Genomic DNA, 18,757 nt, shown 5'->3' on the forward strand with positions numbered 1-18,757 from the left:
CTCGCCGTGCGGACGGCGCCCGCCGGCGCCCCGGCCGCGACGGTCCTGCGGCGGGCGCCGGCGCGGCGGCGCAGGACGTAGAGCGTCAGGCCGGTCGCCGCGAAGCCCGGCATGGCCAGCGCCGCGAGGCAGAACAGCAGCGCGACGAGGTCGCCGAAGAAGCGGCCGCGATGCACCTCCAGGACGTTGTCCAGGAGGCGCCGGCCCAGCGGCGCGTCGCCGGCCCGCTCGGAGGCCAGCAGCGCGCCCGTGGCGGGATCGTAGCGGGCCTCGTTGCGGGCGCTCGGCGCGTCGACGCCCTTCGGCAGCCAGCGGATGCGGATCGCCTTCGTGTCGGCGCCCGGCAGGGTCAGGACCGCCGTCCCGGCCTCCGCGCCGGTCCGCGCCCGGAAATCCGCCCAGGCGCGGTCGACGGCCGCGCCGTCGGCGGCGGGATCGGCCGGCTTTCCGGCGGCCCTGCGGCCGGCCGGCTTCGCGGGGTCGGGGGCGCCCACGAGCAGCCGCGTCGCGCCGTCCTTGAACGACGGGTAGGACCACGTCAGGCCGCTCAGCGCGATGACCAGGTAGACCGGCAGGAGCCAGGTCCCGACCACGGCGTGCAGCGACCACCAGCGCGGCCGTCCGGGCCGCGACAGGGCCGGCTTCAGCCAGATCCGCCAGCGGTGGATCCGGGGCCAGCGCAGGTAGAGGCCGGTCGCCAGGAAGGCCAGCAGCGCCAGGGTGCAGGCGCCCGTCACCGTGCGGCCCCAGCCCTTGGACCCGCCGGGCAGCAGCAGCCAGCGGTGCAGGTCCCGCACCGTCGTGAAGGCGCCCTCCAGCCGCACCGGGCCGAGCAGCGCGCCGTCGTAGGGGTCGGCGTAGGCGGCGGGCGGCCGCGCGCGGGTCTCGGGATCGCGGGCGAAGCGGACGTGGACGCTCGCGCGCGGGTCGTCCGACAGGGTCAGCACGTTGGCGACGCGGCCGCCCGCCTGCGCGTCGATCCGCGCCGCCAGCGCCGCGGGGGGCAGCGCCGTCCGCCCGGCCGCCTCGACCGTCAGCCTGTCGCGGTTGGCGAAGGCGGTGACCGCCTCCTCGTAGCTCATCAGCGCCCCGGTCAGGCCCATCAGGGCGAGGACGAGGCCGGCGGTGAGGCCGAGCGCCCAGTGCAGGCGGAAGAGCAGGGTCCGGAGGGAGGGAATCGGCAGCGTCATGGCGGTGCCGGCTGCCTAGCAGAGTCCGGCCACGCTGACGACGCGGCGGGACGCAACGCCGTCCCGCCGGTGAGTCTCAGGTGATCGGCGCGGGGTTGAACAGGGTCAGGTCGTTGAACAGCCCCCACCGGTCCGACCAGGGGCGCTTGCGCCCGCTCGCCACGTCGAGGATCAGGTGGAACAGCTCCCAGCCGACCTCCTCGATCGTCGCCGCGCCGGTGGCGATGCGGCCGGCGTCGAGGTCGATCAGGTCGGACCAACGCTCGGCCAGCTCCGTGCGGGTGGCGACCTTGATCACCGGCGCCTGACTGAGGCCGTAGGGCGTGCCGCGGCCGGTGGAGAACACCTGCAGGGTGATGCCCGAGGCGAGTTGCAGCGTGCCGCAGACGAAGTCGCTCGCCGGCGTCGCGGCGAAGATCAGGCCCTTCTCGCGGACGCGCTCGCCCGGCGCCAGGACCCCGGAGATCGCGCTCGTGCCGGACTTGGCGACCGAGCCCAGCGCCTTCTCGACGATGTTGTTGAGCCCGCCCTTCTTGTTGCCCGGCGACGGGTTGGCCCGGCGGTCGGCCTCGCCCTTGGCGAGGTAGGCGTCGTACCACGCCATCTCGCGGACCAGCGCCGCGGCGACCTCCGGGCTCTTCGCCCGGGGGGTGAGGAGGTGGATCGCGTCGCGCACCTCCGTCACCTCGGAGAACATCACGGTGGCGCCGCAGCGGACCAGCAGGTCGGCCGCGAAGCCGAGCGCCGGGTTGGCGGTGACGCCCGAGAACGCGTCGCTGCCGCCGCATTGCAGGCCGACGACCAGCTCGGAGGCCGGGCAGGTCTCGCGGGTCCGGCGGTTCAGCACCTCCAGGCGGGCCTCCGCCATGGTCAGGATGCTGTCGATCATGGCCGAGAAGCCGTGGTGGCGCTCGTCCTGCAGCCGCACCACCCCGTCGCCGGCCGCGCCGCTGTCGGGCAGGAGCCGCTCCGAGACGAGCTTCTCGCAGCCGAGGCCGACGACCATGACCTCGCCGCCGAAATTCGGGTTCTGCGCGAGGCTCTGGAGGGTCCGGATCGGCACCACCGCCTCGGGGGCGTTGATGGCGACGCCGCAGCCGTAGGCGTGGGTCAGGCCGACCACGTCGTCGACGTTGGGGTAGCGCGGCAGCAGCTCCTGCTTGATCCGCCGGATCGCCACGTCGAGGGTGCCGGCGACGCACTGCACGCTGATCGAGATCGCCAGGATGTTCTTGGTGCCCACCGACCCGTCCGGGTTGCGGTAGCCCTCGAACGTGTAGCCCTCGAGCGGGGGCAGGGGGGCCGGCACGCGGGTGGCCATCTCCAGGGCGTCGAGGGCGGGGGCGACCGGCGTCGCGACGCGGGATTCCTCCACCCAGGCGCCCCGCGGGATCAATCGCGTCGCGATGCCCACCACCTCGCCGTAGCGGCGGACCTCGCCGCCCTCCGGGATGTCGGTGAGCGCCACCTTGTGGCCCTGCGGCACGAACTCGACGAGCTCCAGCCCGTCCGGGAACACCGTCCCGGCCGGCAGCCCGAAGGCGTTGACCACGATCGCGACGTTGTCGCTGTCGCTCAGGCGGATCGTGCGCGGCACGTCGCCTGCGGCCCCTGCGGCCCTTCCGGTCCCCGCGCCGACCGGGTGCGGGCGGGTCGGGGCTTCGATCTCGGCCTGCATCGGATGCTCCTTCCGTCTCGCGCCCGTCCGGGCTCCTGTCGGGATCAGGCGGCGTCGCCGACCGCGTGGTTCGCCAGGGCCTCCAGGGCCTTCACCATGGCGGAGTGGTCCCAGGCCGCGCCGCCCTGGGCCACGCAGGCCGAGAACAGCTGCTGCGCCAGCGCCGTGGCGGGCAGGCTGAGGCCGAGCGTCCGGGCGTTGTCCAGGGCGAGGTTCAGGTCCTTCTGGTGCAGGCCGATGCGGAAGCCGGGATCGAAGGTCCGCTCGATCATCCGCGCGCCGTGCAGCTCCAGGATCCGCGAGGTGGCCAGCCCGCCGGTGATCGCCTGCCGCACCTTGGCGGGGTCGGCGCCGGCCTTCGAGGCGAAGAGCAGCCCCTCGGCCACCGCCTCGATGGTCAGGGCGACGATGATCTGGTTGGCGACCTTAGCGACCTGCCCCGAGCCGACCGGGCCGACATGCGTGACCGTCTTGCCCATCGCGGCGAACAGGGGCTCGGCGCGCGCGAAGGTCTCGGCCTCGCCGCCGACCATGATCGAGAGCGCGGCGTTCTTGGCCCCGACCTCGCCGCCGGAGACCGGCGCGTCGAGATAGGCGCCGCCCCGCTCGGCGATCCGGGCGGCGAAATCCTTGGTGGCCAGCGGCGCGATCGAGCTCATGTCGATCACGGTCTTGCCCGGGCTGAGCCCCTCGGCGACGCCGCCCGCGCCGAACAGGACCTGCTCCACGTCCGGGGTGTCGGGCAGCATCAGGATGATCGTGTCGGCGCGCTCGGCCACCTCGGCCGCGGTGGCGCAGGCGGTGCCGCCCGCCGCGAGCAGGGCCTCGGGCACGCCGCGCCGGGTCTTGAGGAACAGGCTGTGGCCCGCCGCGATCAGGTGTCCGGCCATGGGCGTGCCCATGATGCCGAGGCCGATGAATCCGATGTTCATGGGTACGATCCCGTTGCGGAACTCAGGCGCGGAACTCACGCGCGGAAGCGGGCGGCGAGCGCCTCGGAGCTGCGGGCGAGCAGCCCCATGTCGGAGCCCACCGCGGTGAAGCGGGTGCCGGCCGCGATGTAGCGGCGGGCCAGCTCCTCGCTCGGCGTGAGGATGCCGGCCTGCTTGCCGGCCCGGACGATCCGGGCGACCGCCGCCTCGATGGTGGTGACCACCTCCGGGTGGCCCTGCTGGCCGACATAGCCGAGGCTGGTGGAGAGGTCGCCGGGCCCGATGAACACGCCGTCCACGCCCTCCACGGCGGCGATCGCGTCCAGATTGTCGAGGGCGCGGCGGGACTCGACCTGCACCGCCACGAAGATCTCGGCCTCGCAGCGGGTGTGGTAGTCCTTGATCCGGCCGAACCGGGCGGCGCGGGGCGCCTGCGAGAAGCCGCGGATGCCGCGGGGCGCGTAGCGCGTCGCCGCGACCACCCGGGCGGCCTGCGCGGCGTCGTCGATGTTGGGGATCATCAGCGACTGCGCGCCGGCGTCGAGGATCCGCTTGATGGTGATCGGGTCGTCGCTCGGCACCCGCACCATCGGGTGCGTGTCGCCCTCCATCATCGCCTGGAGCTGGGCGTAGATGTCCCGGAGGTCGTTGGCCGAGTGCTCCATGTCGAGGAGCAGCCAGTCGAACCCGGCCCCGGCGACCACCTCGGTGGAGATGGGACTGGCGAGGCTGCACCACAGGCCGATCTGCTGGCGCCCCTCGGCGAGGGCCGCCTTGAAGCGATTGGTGAGGCTGTCCATCACGATCCTCCCTGGGGGCGTCGCGGCGTCTGCGCGCCGTCCGCCCCATCACGCGCAGCCTTCCGCCGCGAGGTCAAAGCCAAACACTGGATCGATCGATGCGGATCGCGCATCGATCGACCGCGCGGGCTCACGCGGGCGGCATCTCGGCCACGATCGAGACCAGCTGGGCGATGAGCGGGTCGTCCGCGTCGCGCCGCCACGCGAGGAGCAGTTCCACCGGGCGCGGCGCCGGCAGGACGAGGGGGCGGAACACCACGCCCTCGAAGCGCAGGCGCTCGGCGGCGGCCGGCACCAGGGCGATGCCGAGCGCCGCCCGGACCAGGGCCAGGATCGAGTGGATCTGCGTCAGCTGCTGGACCGTCGGGGGCCGGATCTCGGCCTCGGCGAGCAGGCCCAGGACGAGGTCGTGGAAGTAGCGCGCCTCGTTGGGCGCGTAGCCGATGAGCGGCTCGCGCCCGAGATCGGCGGGGGTGAGCCCGTCGCGCAGGGCCAGGGGGTTCCCGGCCGGCAGGGCCACCACCAGGGGCTCGGCCAGCGCCCGGACGGCGATCAGGTCCGGGTGCGTCACGGGCGGGCGCACCAGCGCGGCGTCGATCCGGCCGGCGAGCAGCTCCTCGATCTGGTCCTTGCTGACCATCTCGCGCAGCGCGAGCGTCACGTCCGGCAGCGCCCGCCGGAACGCGGTGACGAGGCGCGGCAGGAAGTCGTAGGCCGAGGCCGCCGTGAAGCCGAACTTGAGGACGCCCGCGCGCCCCGCCGCGACCTGCCGGGTGACGTGCGTCGCGGTCTCGGCGAGCCGCAGGATGCGCTGCGCCTCGGGCAGGAAGCTGCGGCCGGCGGCGGTCAGCCGGACCGTGCGGCTGGTGCGCTCCAGGAGCTGCACGTCGAGGACGCGCTCCAGGACCTGGATCTGCCGCGACAGCGGCGGCTGCGTCATGTTCAGCCGGGCGGCCGCACGCCCGAAATGCAGCTCTTCCGCCACGGCGGCGAAGCACCGGAGCTGGCTGAAGTCGAACATGAAGGCTCCCTCTCCCGGACCGCGGCGCGGTCCGGGCGGGAGCATAAGGCCTTCGCGGCGGCCACGCTGCGATCGCCGCCCTCATCCAATTAGGTAAGGCGGCGGCCTCCGGGCCCGACCGGCCTACGGGGTCACCTCGTGCCCGGCGTAGTCGATCCGGCCGTCCGGCCCCTTGGTCCACTCGTAGATGACGTAGTCGGGCCGGGTGAGGTCGCCCTTCCCGTCGTAGGCGATCGGCCCGACCACCGTGTCCACCGGCTCGCCCCGGTGCAGCCAGTCGGCGAGCGTCTTCCCGTCGCTGGAGCCGGTCTCGGCCATCGCCTTGGCCAGGACCTGCACGGCCGCGTAGGCGTAGAGCGTGTAGGCCTCGGGATCGATGCCCCGGGCGTTGAACGCCGCCACCACGCCCCTGGCGTTCGGGTTCTTGCGGGCGTCCGGCGCGAAGGTCATCAGGGTCCCGGCCGCGCCCGGACCGGCGATCTGGACGAATTCCTTGTCGGGGATGGCGTCGCCGCTCATCATGCGGGCGGCCAGCCCCTGATCGCGCATCTGCCGGATGATCAGCCCGGCCTCGGTGTGCACGCCGCCGAAATAGACGACGTCGACGTTGGCGGACTTCATCTTGGAGACGAGCGCCGCGTAATCCTTCTCGCCCGGGTTGATGCCCTCGAACAGCACCTCCTTGCCGCCCTTGGCCTTGAAGGCCTTCAGCGTCTCGTCGGCCAGACCCTTGCCGTAGGGGGTCTTGTCGTGGACGAAGGCGACCTTCTTGCCCGGGAAGTGCGCGGCCAGGTAGCTGCCCGCCACCGCGCCCTGCTGGTCGTCGCGGCTGCAGGTGCGGAACGTGTTCCACATCCCGCGCTCGGTGAACTTCACGCTCGTGGAGGCCGGCGTGACCTGGATGATGCCGGCGTCGAGGTAGACGTCAGAGGCCGGGATCGTGACGCCGGAATTGTAGTCGCCGACGACCATCTTCACGCCGTCGCTGGCGAACTTGTTGGCCACCGAAACGCCCTGCTTCGGGTCGGAAGCGTCGTCGCCGACCGTGACGGTCAGCGTCGTGCCCTTCAGCGTGCCGGCCCTGTTGATGTCCTCGACCGCCTGGCTCACGCCGTTCCGGATCTGGGCGCCGAAGGCCGCGTTCGGCCCGGTCATGGGCGCGGCGACGCCGATCTTCACCGGCGCGCCGCCCTCCTGACCTCGCGCCGCGGTCATGAACAGCAGCCCGGCCAGGCCGGCCATCAGTAATCGCGTCATCTTTCCCCCAAGATGTGGCCGGACAGATCGCCGACGAACGCTGAATTCGGATAGATCAACGCGGAGCCCCGCGCGTCGAGTCGCAGATCACCCGGCGCGATCCTGTCGCTCACCTTCACCGGGGTCAAGGTTTCGGGACGGGCCGAGATGGTCACCGGCGCGGGCGCGCGATCGGCCGACGGGCGCTCACGGAGCCGTGCGGCGGCCCGAAGGCCCGACGGGTCGGGATGGCGCCGATGATGCATCGGGCCGGCGCATCCGCAGCAACCCGCCGTGACCGATGACCGCCTCCCGTCCCCGCCGCACCCCCAGCCCCGGCCGACCGGGCCCGCGTCCGGGACGCGGCTGATGGGGCCGCGCGCGGACGAGGATCAAGACGGGGATCGGGGCGAGGGTCGGGACGCGTCGGTGGACTGGGCCGAGCGCCGCCGGATCGCCGAGCAGGGCCGCGGCGACCGGGCGTGGTCGCTCTGGGGCCCCTATCTCAGCGAGCGGCAATGGGGGACCGTGCGGGAGGATTACAGCCCCTGCGGCAACGCCTGGGCCGCCCTGACGCACGAGGACGCCCGCTCGCGCGCCTATCGCTGGGGCGAGGACGGGCTGGCCGGGATCTGCGACGAGCGCGGCAACCTGTGCCTTTCCCTCGCCCTCTGGAACGGGCGCGACCGCATCCTCAAGGAGCGGCTGTTCGGCCTGACCAACCAGGAGGGCAACCACGGCGAGGACGTGAAGGAGGTCTACCACTACCTCGACGCGGTCCCGAGCCACGCCTACCTGAAGATGCTGTACCGCTACCCGCAGGCGGCCTTCCCCTACGCGGACCTCGTCGGCGAGAACGGTCGGCGCGGGCGGGAGCAGCCCGAGTACGAGATCGAGGAGACGGGCGTCTTCGACGGGGACCGGTTCTTCGACGTCACCGTGGAGTACGCCAAGGCCGACGCCGACGACGTCCACGCGGTGATCACCGCGCTGAACCGGGGGCCGGAGCCCGCCGACCTCCACCTCGTCCCGCAGCTCTGGTTCCGCAACACGTGGTCGTGGGAGGCCGGGCAGGTGCGCCCGCGGATCGCCCGCGCGCCCGACGGGGGCGCGGTCTGCACGCACGAGCGGCTCGGGCCGTACCGGCTCGCCTTCGACGGGGCGCCGGACCTGCTGTTCTGCGAGAACGACACCAACCTGCGGCTGCACGGCGGCCAGCCGGACGCCGCGGGGCCGTTCAAGGACGGTCTCCACGCGGCGATCGTCGACGGCGATCCCGCTTCGGTGCGCCGGGACGCGGGCACCAAGCTCGGCCTGCACTACGCCCTGCGGCTGGCGCCCGGGGAGACCGCCCGGATCCGCCTGCGGCTGTCGGCGGGCCTGCGCGCCCGGGCCGTCGACGACGGGTCCCTGGTTCGCCGCCGGGTGGCCGAGGCGGACGCGTTCTACGAGGAATTGCAGGACGGCATCGCGAGCCCGGAGTCCCGCGCGATCTTCCGCCAGGCCGCCGCCGGCCTGATCTGGTCGAAGCAGCTCTACAGCTACGACGTGCGGCGCTGGCTGGAGGGCGACCCGCTCCAGCCGCCGCCGCCCCGGGGGCGCGCGGGCGGCCGCAACGGCCAGTGGCGCCACTTCGCGGCGGCCGACGTGCTGTCGATGCCCGACACCTGGGAATATCCCTGGTTCGCCGCCTGGGACCTCGCCTTCCACTGCCTGCCGCTCGCCCTGCTGGACCCGGACTTCGCCAAGAAGCAGCTCCTGCTGCTCACCCGCGAATGGTACATGCACCCGAACGGCCAGCTCCCGGCCTACGAGTGGGAGTTCGGCGACGCCAACCCGCCGGTCCACGCCTGGGCCACCTACCGGGTGTTCGAGATCGACCGGGACCGGCGGGGCGGGCGGGGCGACCTCGCCTTCCTGGAAGGCGTGTTCCACAAGCTACTGATCAACTTCTCCTGGTGGGTGAACCGCAAGGACGCGCAGGGCCGCAACGTGTTCCAGGGGGGCTTCCTGGGGCTCGACAATGTCGGCGTGTTCGACCGCTCGCGCCCGCCCCCGGGCTTCGGGGTGGTGCACCAGGCCGACGGCACCGCCTGGATGGCGATGTACGCGCTGAACATGATGCGCATCGCCCTGGAACTCGCCCTCCACAACGACGTCTACGAGAGCACCGCCTCCAAGTTCTTCGAGCACTTCCTGCTGATCGCCGAGGCCATGACCGACATGGGCGGGTCGGGTGGAGACGGGCAGGGCTACGGCCTGTGGGACGAGACCGACGCGTTCTACTACGACGAGGTCGACATCCCCGGCGGCGGGATGCTCCCCTTGCGGGTCCGCTCCATGGTCGGGCTGGTCCCGCTCTTCGCCGTCGAGGTGATCGAGCCCTCCGTGCTCCACCGGCTGCCGGATTTCGCCCGGCGCCTGAACTGGGTGCTGGAGAACCGGCCCCACCTTGCCCGCCTGGTCTCCCGCTGGACCGAGGGCGGCGTGAAGGACCGCAAGCTGCTGTCGCTGCTGCGCGGCCACCGGATGAAGGCGCTGCTGCGCCGCATGCTCGACGAGGCCGAGTTCCTCTCGCCCTACGGCGTGCGCTCCCTGTCGAAGGTGCACCGCGACGCGCCCTACGTGCTCAACGAGCTCGGCGCCTCCTTCACGGTCCGGTACGACCCGGCCGATTCGACCTCGAACATGTTCGGCGGCAACTCGAACTGGCGCGGCCCGGTCTGGATGCCGATGAACTTCCTCATCGTCGAGGCGCTCCGGCGCTTCCACACCTATTACGGCGACGACTTCCGGGTGGAGTACCCGACGGGCTCGGGCGCGATGCTGACGCTCAGCGCCATCGCGGACGCCCTGGAGGACCGCCTGATCGCCCTGTTCGCCAAGGATGGGACCGGACGCCGGCCGGCCTTCGGGACCCGGCCGCCGATCGCCCCGGCGCCGGGCGCCGAGGAAGCGCTGCTGTTCCACGAGTTCTTCGACGGGGATACGGGGCGGGGCCTCGGCGCCGCGCACCAGACCGGCTGGACGGCCCTGATCATCAACCTGCTGCGCGACCGGGCGCGCGCCCGGTAGGCGCGCCCGGTCGGGAACCGGCCGATCCGGCCAGCAGCCGATCAGAAGCCGGTCAGCAGCCGGTCAGCAGCTCAGCCGCCGGCCCTCGCGGCGCCCGAACACCCGGTAATGGGCGGCCCCCGATTCCATCTGGCCGTTGGCCACGGCGCGGCGGACATCCGGATTGCAGCGCAGGTACTCGCGCTCGTCGAACCCGTAATTGGCGCGGCCGCGGTAATCGTCCCGGTCGCGGTAGCCGCGGTCCCGGTACTCGTAATCGCCGCGGTCGCGGTAGCCCCGGCCGCCGTAATCGTCGTAGTCGGGGCGCGGCTGCGCGGAGACCGGGCCGACCACGCCCAGGATGCCGAGGCTCACCGCGGCCGCTGCCAGAATCGCCTTCATCGTACCAATCCTCCCTTGTCGGTGGCCAGAAACGCGTCGGGGCGCGGATGGTTCGATCGCCTCGGACGTGGCACCCCCGGCCAGCCCGAGCCCAGCCCCCGCGATGCGGGAAGCCCGCCTCGCGGCTCTTCCCCGGCCCCCCCCGGGGCGGGCGCCCCCCCCCCCCGGGGGGGCGCCACCCGCGGCGCCTCCCCTCGCCGCGCCCGCCCCCCCCCCCCGGGGTGGGGGAGGCCCCCCCCGCGCCCCCCCCCGGCCCGGGCCGGGGCCGGACGCCGCCCCGGCGCGGATGCGCGTCACATGCGGCGCATCATCTCGCGACGCATCTCGCGGTGGCGCATCTCGCGGCGCATCTCCCGATGCATCATGTGGCGCTCCATCCGGTGGCGCATCATCCGGCGCTCCATGCGACGGCGCATCATGTGGCGCTCGACGGGATCCATCTGGACCGTCGAGACCATGCCGGCGGGCGCCGACACGCCCGTGCCGGGGCCGATCGGCGCGGCGGAGGCCGGGATCGCGACGGCGGAGCCGAGGGCCGCCAGCAGGGCGGCGGCAATGATCGTTGAACGCACGTGAGGTTTCCTCTCTCGCCGCCCGGGAAGACGGGCGGGCGTTTCCAGGGGACTCGCGGCCGGATCCGCCCGCAATCCCGCCCAGGAAGGCTCGGGCCGCCCGGATGGTTCCCCGGGCCGGGCCGCCCCGCCACGAACGCGCCGGAGCGGTATCGCGGCGGGCATCGCGACAGGCATCGCGTCGGGCCGGCGGCCCGGCCCCGTGGCCGCCCTGGCCCGGACCGGGCATGGCGCGGGTGATGCACGAACGCATCACCCGGCCGCGAAAATGAACGGAACCGGCCCGCGGCACGACCGAGGATCAGAGCAACATCTCCGCTGACAATAAATCGAATACGCCATCAAAATACACAGTCTATAAAATTCGCGACATCGATAAAATACACTTCTCGCATCAACGATTGCAGATCCGTTCAAATTTAACGAGATAGGTCGAAAATCCACGCTTCAGAATCGGGACATCATGACCTAGCCATGAGAACGCATCATGCGAACCGCGCGAGATCAGCAGAAGCTCCACTTCGGCACCCGAATCCTTACCGACGAAGAGACCTTGACGCTCATGCCTTCGACGACGCGCGGCGGGGGACACTACATGTATCGCATCTCGAGTTCCGGACTTCTCCTGTGCCTGCTGTCGCAGACCGCGATGGCGGCGGACCTCCCGCGGAGGGCCCTTCCGCCGGCGACGACGGCCGTGCCGATCTTCTCCTGGACCGGAGCGCATGCCGGCCTGTTCGCCGGTTACGGGACCCTCGATCGGGCCACGCAGTTCGTCTGCACAGGTCCGGACGGGCAGCCCGGAGCCCGGAACTGCCCGGTCATTCCATCGAAGCGGGCCTCGGACGGGAGCTTCGTCGGCGGCGCCGAGGTCGGCTACGATTGGCAGGTGAATTCCGGCTTCGTCGCCGGCGCCGCCGCGGATTACCAATTCACCCGGCTGTGGGGCTACGATCGCCGCGAGGGCGCCTTTCCGGCCGCGGGCGGCGGCTTCTATCGCCGCAGCGTCGCCCATTCCGGCCAGAGGCTGGACGAGCTCGCCACCCTGCGCGGCAGGATCGGCTTCGCCGTCGACCGCACCCTCGTCTACGCCACGGGCGGCCTCGCCGCGGGCACGGTCCGGACCGACAACAACCTGTCGCTGGCCGGTTTCCCGCTGTTCGACGGGCGCCAGGGCGCGGTGCGCCTGGGCTACGTGGCCGGCGCCGGCATCGAGCACGCCTTCAGCGAGCACCTCTCCGCCAAGGTCGAGGGTCTCTACCACGATCTCGGCTCCCGGGCGGTCCTCCCGGCTCCGTCGTACCCCGTGCTGACCGGCTACCACGCCGGCACGCGGGTCGCGACGGACGGCTTCCTGGCCCGCGTCGGTCTCAACTACCGGTTCGGAGCCGGCCTTCCCACCCTGGCCCCGATCGCGTCGGCAGGCCCGGCCACCTGGGATTTCGAGGGCGGCCTGCGCTACTTCTTCAGCTCCGGGACACCGCGCGAGAAGCTCGGCGACCCCGACGCGCCCGGCCAGCTCAATTCGCGCCTGACCTACAACAACACCCAGGCGCATGCCGGCGAGAGCTTCGCACGGCTCGAGCACAACCCCACCGGCCTGTTCGCCAAGGGCTTCCTCGGCTCGGGCGGCGTCACCGGCGGCCGCCTCGCCGACGAGGACTTCCCGCCCGCCCTGCGCCGCTATTCGAAGACGCTGTCGCCGATCAAGGACGGCGACATCGGCTACGGCGTGATCGATCTCGGCTACGACGTGCTGCGCCGGGACGGGTACAAGCTCGGCGGCTTCCTCGGCTACCAGTTCGCGTCCGAGCTGTATAACGGCTACGGCTGCCGTCAGGTGGCGGGCGGGACTCCCTGCGCCAGACCCTACCCGACCAGCATGAAGACGCTGGGCGAGAGCATGCAGTGGAACGGGCTGCGCGTCGGCGTGATCGGCGAAGCGCGGTTCGACCGGGTCCGGCTGAGCCTGGAAGGCGCCTACCTGCCGGTCGTGAGCCTGAGCGGCGTCGACCGGCACTGGCTGCGGCCCGACATCAACCCGGGGCCGGAAGGCGGCCGCGGCGACGGCTACTTCCTGGAGGGGATCATCTCGTACGACCTGACGCCGTCCGTCAGCGTCGGCGTCGGCGGCCGCTACTGGCAGCTCCAGGCCGACAAGGCGCACACGACGGCCTTCCCGTTCTCGCCGCCCAGCCCGATGAAGTTCGAGACCGGTCGCTACGGCGGCTTCGCGCAGCTCTCCTACCGGCTGGCCGATTTCGGCTTCGGCGAGACAGGCGCTCCGGCGGCCGCGATCCGCAAGGACTGATCCAGCCGCCACCCCGCGCCCGAACGCGGGCGCGGCAGGCCAGAGGACGGGCCGCGCCGACCGTTCGATCCCGGTGCCTCGATCCCGGTGCCGCGATCCCGGCATCGGCCCCACCCGGCCCGCGGCAGCGACGCCGCGGGGCCGCTCAGCTTGGCCGCGCGACCGTGTGAACCGGCCGCGACCGGTCGTCGGCGTCCCCGGCAGGTCCGGCCCGGACGGGAGTTCCGGCCCGGACGGGAACTCCGGCACGCTCGGCGGAGGGCCGACGCGGCCGGACCGCTCCCCCACGGAGCCCGCGCCCCGCGCGCCCTCACCCCCTCACGGCCGCGGCCGGGCCGGGTTCCCCACCACGGTGGCGCCGGCCGGGACGTCGCGCGTCACCACGCTGCCCGCCCCGACGATCGCGTCGTCGCCGATCGTGACCCCGGGGAGGATGATCGCGCCGCTGCCGATCCAGACATTGGCGCCGATCACCACCGGGCGGGCGAATTCCAGCATCTGCCGGCGCTGCGCCGGGTCGCGCGGATGATCGGGGGTCAGGATCTGCACGGCCGTGCCGATCTGCGTCAGGTCGCCGATCGTGACCGACATCACGTCGAGGATGCTGCACCCGAAGTTCAGGAACACGCCGCGGCCCAGGCTGATGTTGTAGCCGTAGTCGCAGTGGAACGGCGGCCGGATGTTGCAGCCCGGGCCGACCCGCGCGAAGGCCTCCTCCAGGAGCGCCTGCCGCTCGGGCTGGCTCCGCGTCTGCGCGGCGTTATACCGGTCCATCCATTCCGAGATGCGCCGGTTGTCGGCGGCCAGTTCCGGGTCGTCGGCACAGTACAGCTCGCCCGCCAGCATCCTCTGCTTCTGGGTCTTCACGATCTCTGTCGTCATGGTGGGGACCTCCCTCCGGCCGCGTCGGACCCTAGCTATGCGTACAGATGTACATATCAAGGCCGCGCGCGTCACGGCCCGGCTGCCCTGAACCGGTTCCGAGGAGGTCCCCTTGCCCGCCGCCCAGCGCCGTTTCGACCCGGATCGCCGGGCGCGCATCATCCGGGCGACCCTCGACGTCGTCGCCGAGCACGGCGTCGCCGGCACGACCCACCGCCGGGTCGCGGCGGCGGCCGACGTGCCGCTGGGCTCCATGACCTACCATTTCGACAGCCTCGACGCGCTGCTGACCGAGGCGTTCACCGGGCTCGCCGACACGGTCTCGGCGCGGTTCGCCGACCGGCTCGCCGCGGCCGCGACCGTCGACGAGGCCTGCGAGGCCGTGGTCGACCTGATCGTGAGCGACCTCTGGGCGAGCCCGCGCACGATGCTGCTGAGCTACGAACTCTACGCCTTCGCGGCCCGGAACCCGCCGCTGCGCCGGGTCATGCAGGACTGGATGGCCAAGAGCCGGGCCGCCCTGGAACGGCACTTCGCGCCGGAGACCGCCAAGGCCCTCGACGCCATGATCGAGGGCCTGACGATCCACCGCTCGGTCGACCCGCAGCCGGCGGATCGGGCGCAGGTGCGGGCGATCGTGGAGCGGCTGGTGCGGTAGGGCCGCCCCCGTCCCCGCACCGGGCCGGGGACGCCGCGCGCCGGCCCCTCAAGCGATCGTGATCGCCGGCCGGACAGGTGCCGAATGCCGCACGGGGCCGGCAAGGGATCAGCAACCGTCGCGCGAGCAGGTTCGCCCCGATGCGTGCCGAGGGCGCGCCCGGGCGCGGTCCGCGCCGGCGGTGGGGAACCCTGGGGCCGATGCAGACTGACGCGACCCGCCCGGCCGCGCCGCCGGATCCCGCTCCGCGCCGGGCCGCGGGCGAGCCTGCACCCTGGGACGGGGGCCCCGGCTTCGGGCAGTGGCGTCTCGATCCGCGGACCCGCCGGGTGACCCGATCGGCGAGTCTCGCGCGGCTGCTCGGGACGCCCGGCGCGTGCGACCTGCCGCTCGCCGAGCACGTCGCGTGCTATCATCCGGACGACCGCGCCGCCCTGGTCGCGCGGCTCGAGGGGATCCTGGAGGGAAGCCGGCCGGCGATCCCCTACCAGGCGCGGGCCCGCATCGTCCGCCCGGACGGGACCGTGCTGGACGCGATCATCCAGGGGCTGCCCGAGTTCGGGCCCGACGACGCGCTCGTCGCCCTGCACGGCCTCATCCTCGACGTGACCGACCTCGTCCGGTCGGAGCGGCGGGCGCGCGAGACCGACATGATCCTGCGCGGCACGCTGGACAGCCTGGACCAGGGCCTCGTCGTCCTCGACGCCGACTAGCGGGTGCGCGCGTTCAACCGGGGCGCCGCGGACCTCCTCGACCTGCCGGACGACGTCCTGCGGGCGGGCGTCGCCCTCCCGGACATCCGCGCCTACCAGCGGGCCCGCGGCGACTGCGCGGCGGCCGGGTCCGATCCGGGCCCCGGGACGGGCGCGCGCGCGGCGCTGCCGCCGCTGTTCGACTGGCGCCTGCCCGGCGGCCCGATCCTGGAGGTCCGGTGCGCGGCCCTGCCGGACGGCGGCACCGTCCTGACCTTCGGCGACGTGACCCAGAACCGGATCGCCGAGCGGGACCTGGAGGAGAGCGAGCGCCGCTACCGGCTGCTGGCCGAGAACGCCACCGACATCATCATCTGGTCCGACCTGACCGCCCGCCGCCGCTACGTCTCGCCGGCGGTGCGCGCCGTCCTGGGCTACGACCCGCAGGAGCTGATCGGCACCCATCCCCTCGACTTCGTCCATCCCGACGAGGTCGGCGCGTACCGCCGCGTCCTCGACGACCTCACCGGCGGCCGCGCGTCCCGCGCCCTGACCTCCCAGCGCTACCGGCACCGGGACGGGCACTGGGTCTGGGTGGAGATCTCGTTCAGCCTGACCCACGATCGGGCGACTGGCGCCCCGGACGGCTACGTGGCGACCCTGCGCGACGTGAGCGCCCGCAAGGCCGCGGAGGACGCCCTGCGGTTGAGCGAGGCCCGCTACCGCGCCCTGGCGGACGCGCTGCCGCAGCTCGTCTGGATCGCCAGCACGGAGACCGGCGACGCCTCCTACGTCAACCGGCGCTTCGAGGATTACTACGGCCCGATCGGCCCGACGCGCGCCGCCCGGATCGCCCGGACGCATCCCGACGACACGGAGCGGATGGAGCGGCTGTGGTCGGAGGCGCCCGCCCGCCGCGCGCCCTACGAGGTCGAGGGCCGCCTGCAGCGGCACGACGGCGCCTACCGCTGGCACAAGATCGTGCTCCTGCCGATCTGGCAGGGCGAGAGCATGGTGGGCATGCTCGGCACCGCCCTCGACATCGACGAGATCGTCACTGCCCGGCGCGCCGTGGAGGATGCCAGCAGCCTGCTGCACCTCGCCCAGCAGGCCGCCCATGCCGGGACGTGGCACCTCGACCTCGACAGCGGCCGGATCGAGTGGTCCCCCGAGAGCGCGCGGCTCCACGGCATCGAGACCGACCGGAACCACGCCCTCGACACTCGGGACTGGCTCGCCCTGATCGACCGCGCCGACGGCGAGCGGGCGCTGCGGATAGCGGCCGCGGCCGCGGCCGCCGGGCAGACCTTCTCGATCGAGTTCCGGGTCCCCACCGCGGACGGCGGGGTGCGCTGGATCAACGGCGTCGGGCGCGGCGCGCCGGGGCAGGCGCGGCGGATGATCGGCCTCAACATCGACGTCACCGCCCGCAAGGCCGCCGAGGCGGCGCTCCTCGCCGCCAAGGCGGCGGCCGACGCCGCGCGCCTGGAGGCGGAGCGGGCGAGCGCGGCCAAGAGCGAGTTCCTCGCCGCCATGAGCCACGAGATCCGCACGCCGCTCAACGGGGTGATCGGCTACGCCGACCTGCTCCTCGACGGGACGGATCTCGGACCGTCGGCGCGCCGGAACGCCGACCGCATCCGCACCGCCGGGGCCGCGCTGCTGACCGTGGTCAACGACGTCCTCGACTTCTCGAAGGTCGAGGCCGGGCAGATCGAGATCGTGCCCCGGCCCTTCGCCCTGGAAGCACTGATCGACAACGCGGTGTCGATCGTGCGCCCCTCCGCGGAGCGCAAGGGGCTCGCCCTCACGCTCGCCCACGGCCCGGGCCTGCCCGACTGGGTCGAGGGCGACGAGGACCGCCTCCGGCAGATCCTGCTCAACCTGCTCAACAACGCCGTGAAGTTCACCGCGTCGGGCGGCATCGACCTGTCGGTCCGGGTCAGCCCGGACGCGATCGGCGGGACGCGGCTGCGCTTCGCGGTCCGCGACACCGGCATCGGGATCCCGACCGACAAGTGCGACCGCCTGTTCCGGCGCTTCTCGCAGGTCGACGGCTCGATCAGCCGCGAGTACGGCGGCACCGGGCTGGGGCTCGCCATCTCGAAATCCCTCGTCACGCTGATGGGCGGGACGATCGGCGTCGCGAGCACGGTCGGGCACGGCTCGACCTTCTGGTTCGAGGCCGACCTGCCCGCCGCCGTCCCGCCGGCCCGCGCGACCGCGCCGGCCTCGGCGATCGCCCGCGCGACCGGCCGCCGCCTGCTCCTGGCCGAGGACGTGCCGCTCAACCAGGACCTCGCCCGGATGATCCTGGAGCGCGCCGGGCACGCGGTGGACGTGGTGGCCGACGGGGTCGCCGCGGTGGCGGCCGTCCAGGCGCGGTCCTACGACCTCGTGCTGATGGACGTGCAGATGCCCGTGATGGACGGCATCGCGGCGACCCGGCGGATCCGCGCCCTGGGCGGCGCCGCCGGCCGCCTGCCGATCCTCGCGATGACGGCGAACGTCCTGCCGCAGCAGGTGGCCGAGCTGCGCGCCGCCGGGCTCGACGACCATATCGGCAAGCCGTTCCGCGCGGACGCGCTGCTCGCCGCGATCGACCGGTGGGCGGCCCCTCGCGCCGAGCCGCCGCGCCGCGCGGGGACGATCGACCGGGCCACCCTGGACGAGATGACCGCGATGGTCGGCTAGGCGCGCATGGGCGACCTCCTGGCGATGCTGGCGAAGGAGCTCGCCGAGCGGTTCGGGCCGGCGGCGACCGACGGCGACCGGACGCGGCTGATGGGGGACGCGCACGCCATGGTGTCGGCGGCCAGCATGATCGGCTTCCTGGATCTGGCCGCGACCTGCCGGGCCTTCGAGACGGCCTGCCGCGCGGGCGAGGACGTCACCGCGCTGCTGTCCGCGCTCCGGGCCCAGGCGGCCGCCACGATCGACGAGATCGCCGCGCTGCGCGCGGCCTGAGCGGGGCCGCCGCCCGGAGCCGGCCCGCGGGTTTTGCACGCCCAAATTTTCGTCTCCCAGGCACGCGGCGGCGAGGAACGATCTTCCAGCCCGGCGGCCCGCCCAGCTCCCCGGGCCGCGAGCCGCGTCCCGGCCCGCCGGGCCGCGACTCCGGGACGACGATGACGGGCGCCTCCAGCCAGGGCGGTTCGGAGAACGGCACCGGGGATCGCGCGCGTCCGGGGAGATGGATGTTCCGGCGCGCGTGGTCCGCGCACCGCCGCGGGCGGCTGCCCGCGACCCGCGCACCGCCGCGGGGGCCGCGGCGCGAGGCGGATCCCGGGCGCGACCGGGGCAGGGCGCGGGCCCTTGCCTTCGTGGCC

Annotated in this window: 16 protein-coding genes; 6 read left to right on the forward strand and 10 right to left on the reverse strand. The window is 73.3% G+C overall.

The window, feature by feature from the left end:
- The 7 genes from ACLBYE_RS23390 to ACLBYE_RS23420 form a co-directional block, all read right to left on the reverse strand.
- Window positions 1-1,190 (reverse strand): PepSY-associated TM helix domain-containing protein (locus ACLBYE_RS23390; RefSeq protein WP_447696002.1); only part of this gene is annotated, 1,190 nt, incomplete at its 3' end.
- A gap of 76 nt (window positions 1,191-1,266) precedes the next feature.
- On the reverse strand, window positions 1,267-2,868 hold the full coding sequence (gene garD, locus ACLBYE_RS23395) for a galactarate dehydratase (protein ID WP_447696003.1): 1,602 nt from the start codon (window positions 2,866-2,868) through the stop codon (window positions 1,267-1,269).
- 44 nt (window positions 2,869-2,912) lie between these two features.
- Window positions 2,913-3,800, reverse strand: coding sequence for a 2-hydroxy-3-oxopropionate reductase (locus tag ACLBYE_RS23400; protein WP_447696004.1), 888 nt, complete (start codon window positions 3,798-3,800; stop codon window positions 2,913-2,915).
- Between the two features lie 35 nt (window positions 3,801-3,835).
- Window positions 3,836-4,600 carry an HpcH/HpaI aldolase family protein gene (locus ACLBYE_RS23405; RefSeq protein ID WP_447696005.1) on the reverse strand — a complete coding sequence of 255 codons (765 nt, stop codon included), beginning with the start codon at window positions 4,598-4,600 and terminating at the stop codon, window positions 3,836-3,838.
- Window positions 4,601-4,730: 130 nt separating this feature from the next.
- Entirely contained in the window at window positions 4,731-5,621 is an 891-nt protein-coding gene (locus tag ACLBYE_RS23410; RefSeq protein WP_020093196.1) for a LysR family transcriptional regulator, read from the reverse strand.
- Window positions 5,622-5,744: 123 nt separating this feature from the next.
- On the reverse strand, window positions 5,745-6,878 hold the full coding sequence (locus ACLBYE_RS23415; protein ID WP_447696006.1) for a branched-chain amino acid ABC transporter substrate-binding protein: 1,134 nt from the start codon (window positions 6,876-6,878) through the stop codon (window positions 5,745-5,747).
- Window positions 6,875-7,123 (reverse strand): hypothetical protein, encoded by a 249-nt coding sequence (locus ACLBYE_RS23420; RefSeq protein WP_447696007.1) that lies wholly within the window; start codon window positions 7,121-7,123, stop codon window positions 6,875-6,877. Before ACLBYE_RS23420 ends, ACLBYE_RS23415 begins: the two co-directional genes overlap by 4 nt.
- A gap of 103 nt (window positions 7,124-7,226) precedes the next feature.
- Here ACLBYE_RS23420 and ACLBYE_RS23425 point away from each other — a divergent pair, with 103 nt between their 5' ends.
- A complete protein-coding gene (locus ACLBYE_RS23425; protein WP_447696008.1) occupies window positions 7,227-9,932 on the forward strand; it encodes an MGH1-like glycoside hydrolase domain-containing protein in 2,706 nt (901 codons plus the stop codon).
- A 63-nt stretch (window positions 9,933-9,995) separates the two neighbouring features.
- Here the strand turns inward: ACLBYE_RS23425 and ACLBYE_RS23430 are convergent, their stop codons facing one another.
- Window positions 9,996-10,313 (reverse strand): hypothetical protein, encoded by a 318-nt coding sequence (locus ACLBYE_RS23430; RefSeq protein ID WP_331294265.1) that lies wholly within the window; start codon window positions 10,311-10,313, stop codon window positions 9,996-9,998.
- Between the two features lie 293 nt (window positions 10,314-10,606).
- Window positions 10,607-10,885 carry a hypothetical protein gene (locus ACLBYE_RS23435; protein WP_012318753.1) on the reverse strand — a complete coding sequence of 93 codons (279 nt, stop codon included), beginning with the start codon at window positions 10,883-10,885 and terminating at the stop codon, window positions 10,607-10,609.
- Between the two features lie 595 nt (window positions 10,886-11,480).
- On the opposite strand from ACLBYE_RS23435, the gene ACLBYE_RS23440 reads away from it, so the two are divergent.
- Entirely contained in the window at window positions 11,481-13,196 is a 1,716-nt protein-coding gene (locus ACLBYE_RS23440) for an outer membrane beta-barrel protein (protein ID WP_447696009.1), read from the forward strand.
- Between the two features lie 318 nt (window positions 13,197-13,514).
- On the opposite strand, the gene ACLBYE_RS23445 is transcribed toward ACLBYE_RS23440, so the two are convergent.
- Window positions 13,515-14,078, reverse strand: coding sequence for a sugar O-acetyltransferase (locus tag ACLBYE_RS23445; RefSeq protein WP_447696010.1), 564 nt, complete (start codon window positions 14,076-14,078; stop codon window positions 13,515-13,517).
- 112 nt (window positions 14,079-14,190) lie between these two features.
- On the opposite strand from ACLBYE_RS23445, the gene ACLBYE_RS23450 reads away from it, so the two are divergent.
- The 4 genes from ACLBYE_RS23450 to ACLBYE_RS23465 all read left to right on the forward strand — a co-directional run bounded on the left by ACLBYE_RS23450 (window position 14,191) and on the right by ACLBYE_RS23465 (window position 18,395).
- Entirely contained in the window at window positions 14,191-14,736 is a 546-nt protein-coding gene (locus ACLBYE_RS23450; RefSeq protein ID WP_020093203.1) for a TetR/AcrR family transcriptional regulator, read from the forward strand.
- A 200-nt stretch (window positions 14,737-14,936) separates the two neighbouring features.
- Window positions 14,937-15,449: a hypothetical protein gene (locus tag ACLBYE_RS23455; RefSeq protein WP_447696011.1), complete on the forward strand. Its 513-nt coding sequence runs from the start codon at window positions 14,937-14,939 to the stop codon at window positions 15,447-15,449.
- A gap of 3 nt (window positions 15,450-15,452) precedes the next feature.
- On the forward strand, window positions 15,453-18,122 hold the full coding sequence (locus ACLBYE_RS23460; RefSeq protein ID WP_447696012.1) for a PAS domain S-box protein: 2,670 nt from the start codon (window positions 15,453-15,455) through the stop codon (window positions 18,120-18,122).
- Between the two features lie 6 nt (window positions 18,123-18,128).
- A complete protein-coding gene (locus tag ACLBYE_RS23465) occupies window positions 18,129-18,395 on the forward strand; it encodes an Hpt domain-containing protein (protein WP_447696013.1) in 267 nt (88 codons plus the stop codon).
- The last annotated feature ends 362 nt before the right edge of the window (window positions 18,396-18,757 follow it).

The sequence above is a fragment of the Methylobacterium sp. A52T genome (assembly GCF_053346095.1).

Excerpts from the sequence above, each read along its gene's own strand:
- ACLBYE_RS23400 (WP_447696004.1), bottom strand. The coding sequence starts at position 3,800 with ATGAACATCGGATTCATCGGCCTCGGCATCATGGGCACGCCCATGGCC.
- ACLBYE_RS23430 (WP_331294265.1), bottom strand. The coding sequence starts at position 10,313 with ATGAAGGCGATTCTGGCAGCGGCCGCGGTGAGCCTCGGCATCCTGGGC.
- garD (WP_447696003.1), bottom strand. The coding sequence starts at position 2,868 with ATGCAGGCCGAGATCGAAGCCCCGACCCGCCCGCACCCGGTCGGCGCG.
- ACLBYE_RS23425 (WP_447696008.1), top strand. The coding sequence starts at position 7,227 with ATGGGGCCGCGCGCGGACGAGGATCAAGACGGGGATCGGGGCGAGGGT.
- ACLBYE_RS23465 (WP_447696013.1), top strand. The coding sequence starts at position 18,129 with ATGGGCGACCTCCTGGCGATGCTGGCGAAGGAGCTCGCCGAGCGGTTC.
- ACLBYE_RS23445 (WP_447696010.1), bottom strand. The coding sequence starts at position 14,078 with ATGACGACAGAGATCGTGAAGACCCAGAAGCAGAGGATGCTGGCGGGC.
- ACLBYE_RS23440 (WP_447696009.1), top strand. The coding sequence starts at position 11,481 with ATGTATCGCATCTCGAGTTCCGGACTTCTCCTGTGCCTGCTGTCGCAG.
- ACLBYE_RS23415 (WP_447696006.1), bottom strand. The coding sequence starts at position 6,878 with ATGACGCGATTACTGATGGCCGGCCTGGCCGGGCTGCTGTTCATGACC.
- ACLBYE_RS23455 (WP_447696011.1), top strand. The coding sequence starts at position 14,937 with ATGCAGACTGACGCGACCCGCCCGGCCGCGCCGCCGGATCCCGCTCCG.
- ACLBYE_RS23410 (WP_020093196.1), bottom strand. The coding sequence starts at position 5,621 with ATGTTCGACTTCAGCCAGCTCCGGTGCTTCGCCGCCGTGGCGGAAGAG.
- ACLBYE_RS23420 (WP_447696007.1), bottom strand. The coding sequence starts at position 7,123 with ATGCATCATCGGCGCCATCCCGACCCGTCGGGCCTTCGGGCCGCCGCA.
- ACLBYE_RS23405 (WP_447696005.1), bottom strand. The coding sequence starts at position 4,600 with ATGGACAGCCTCACCAATCGCTTCAAGGCGGCCCTCGCCGAGGGGCGC.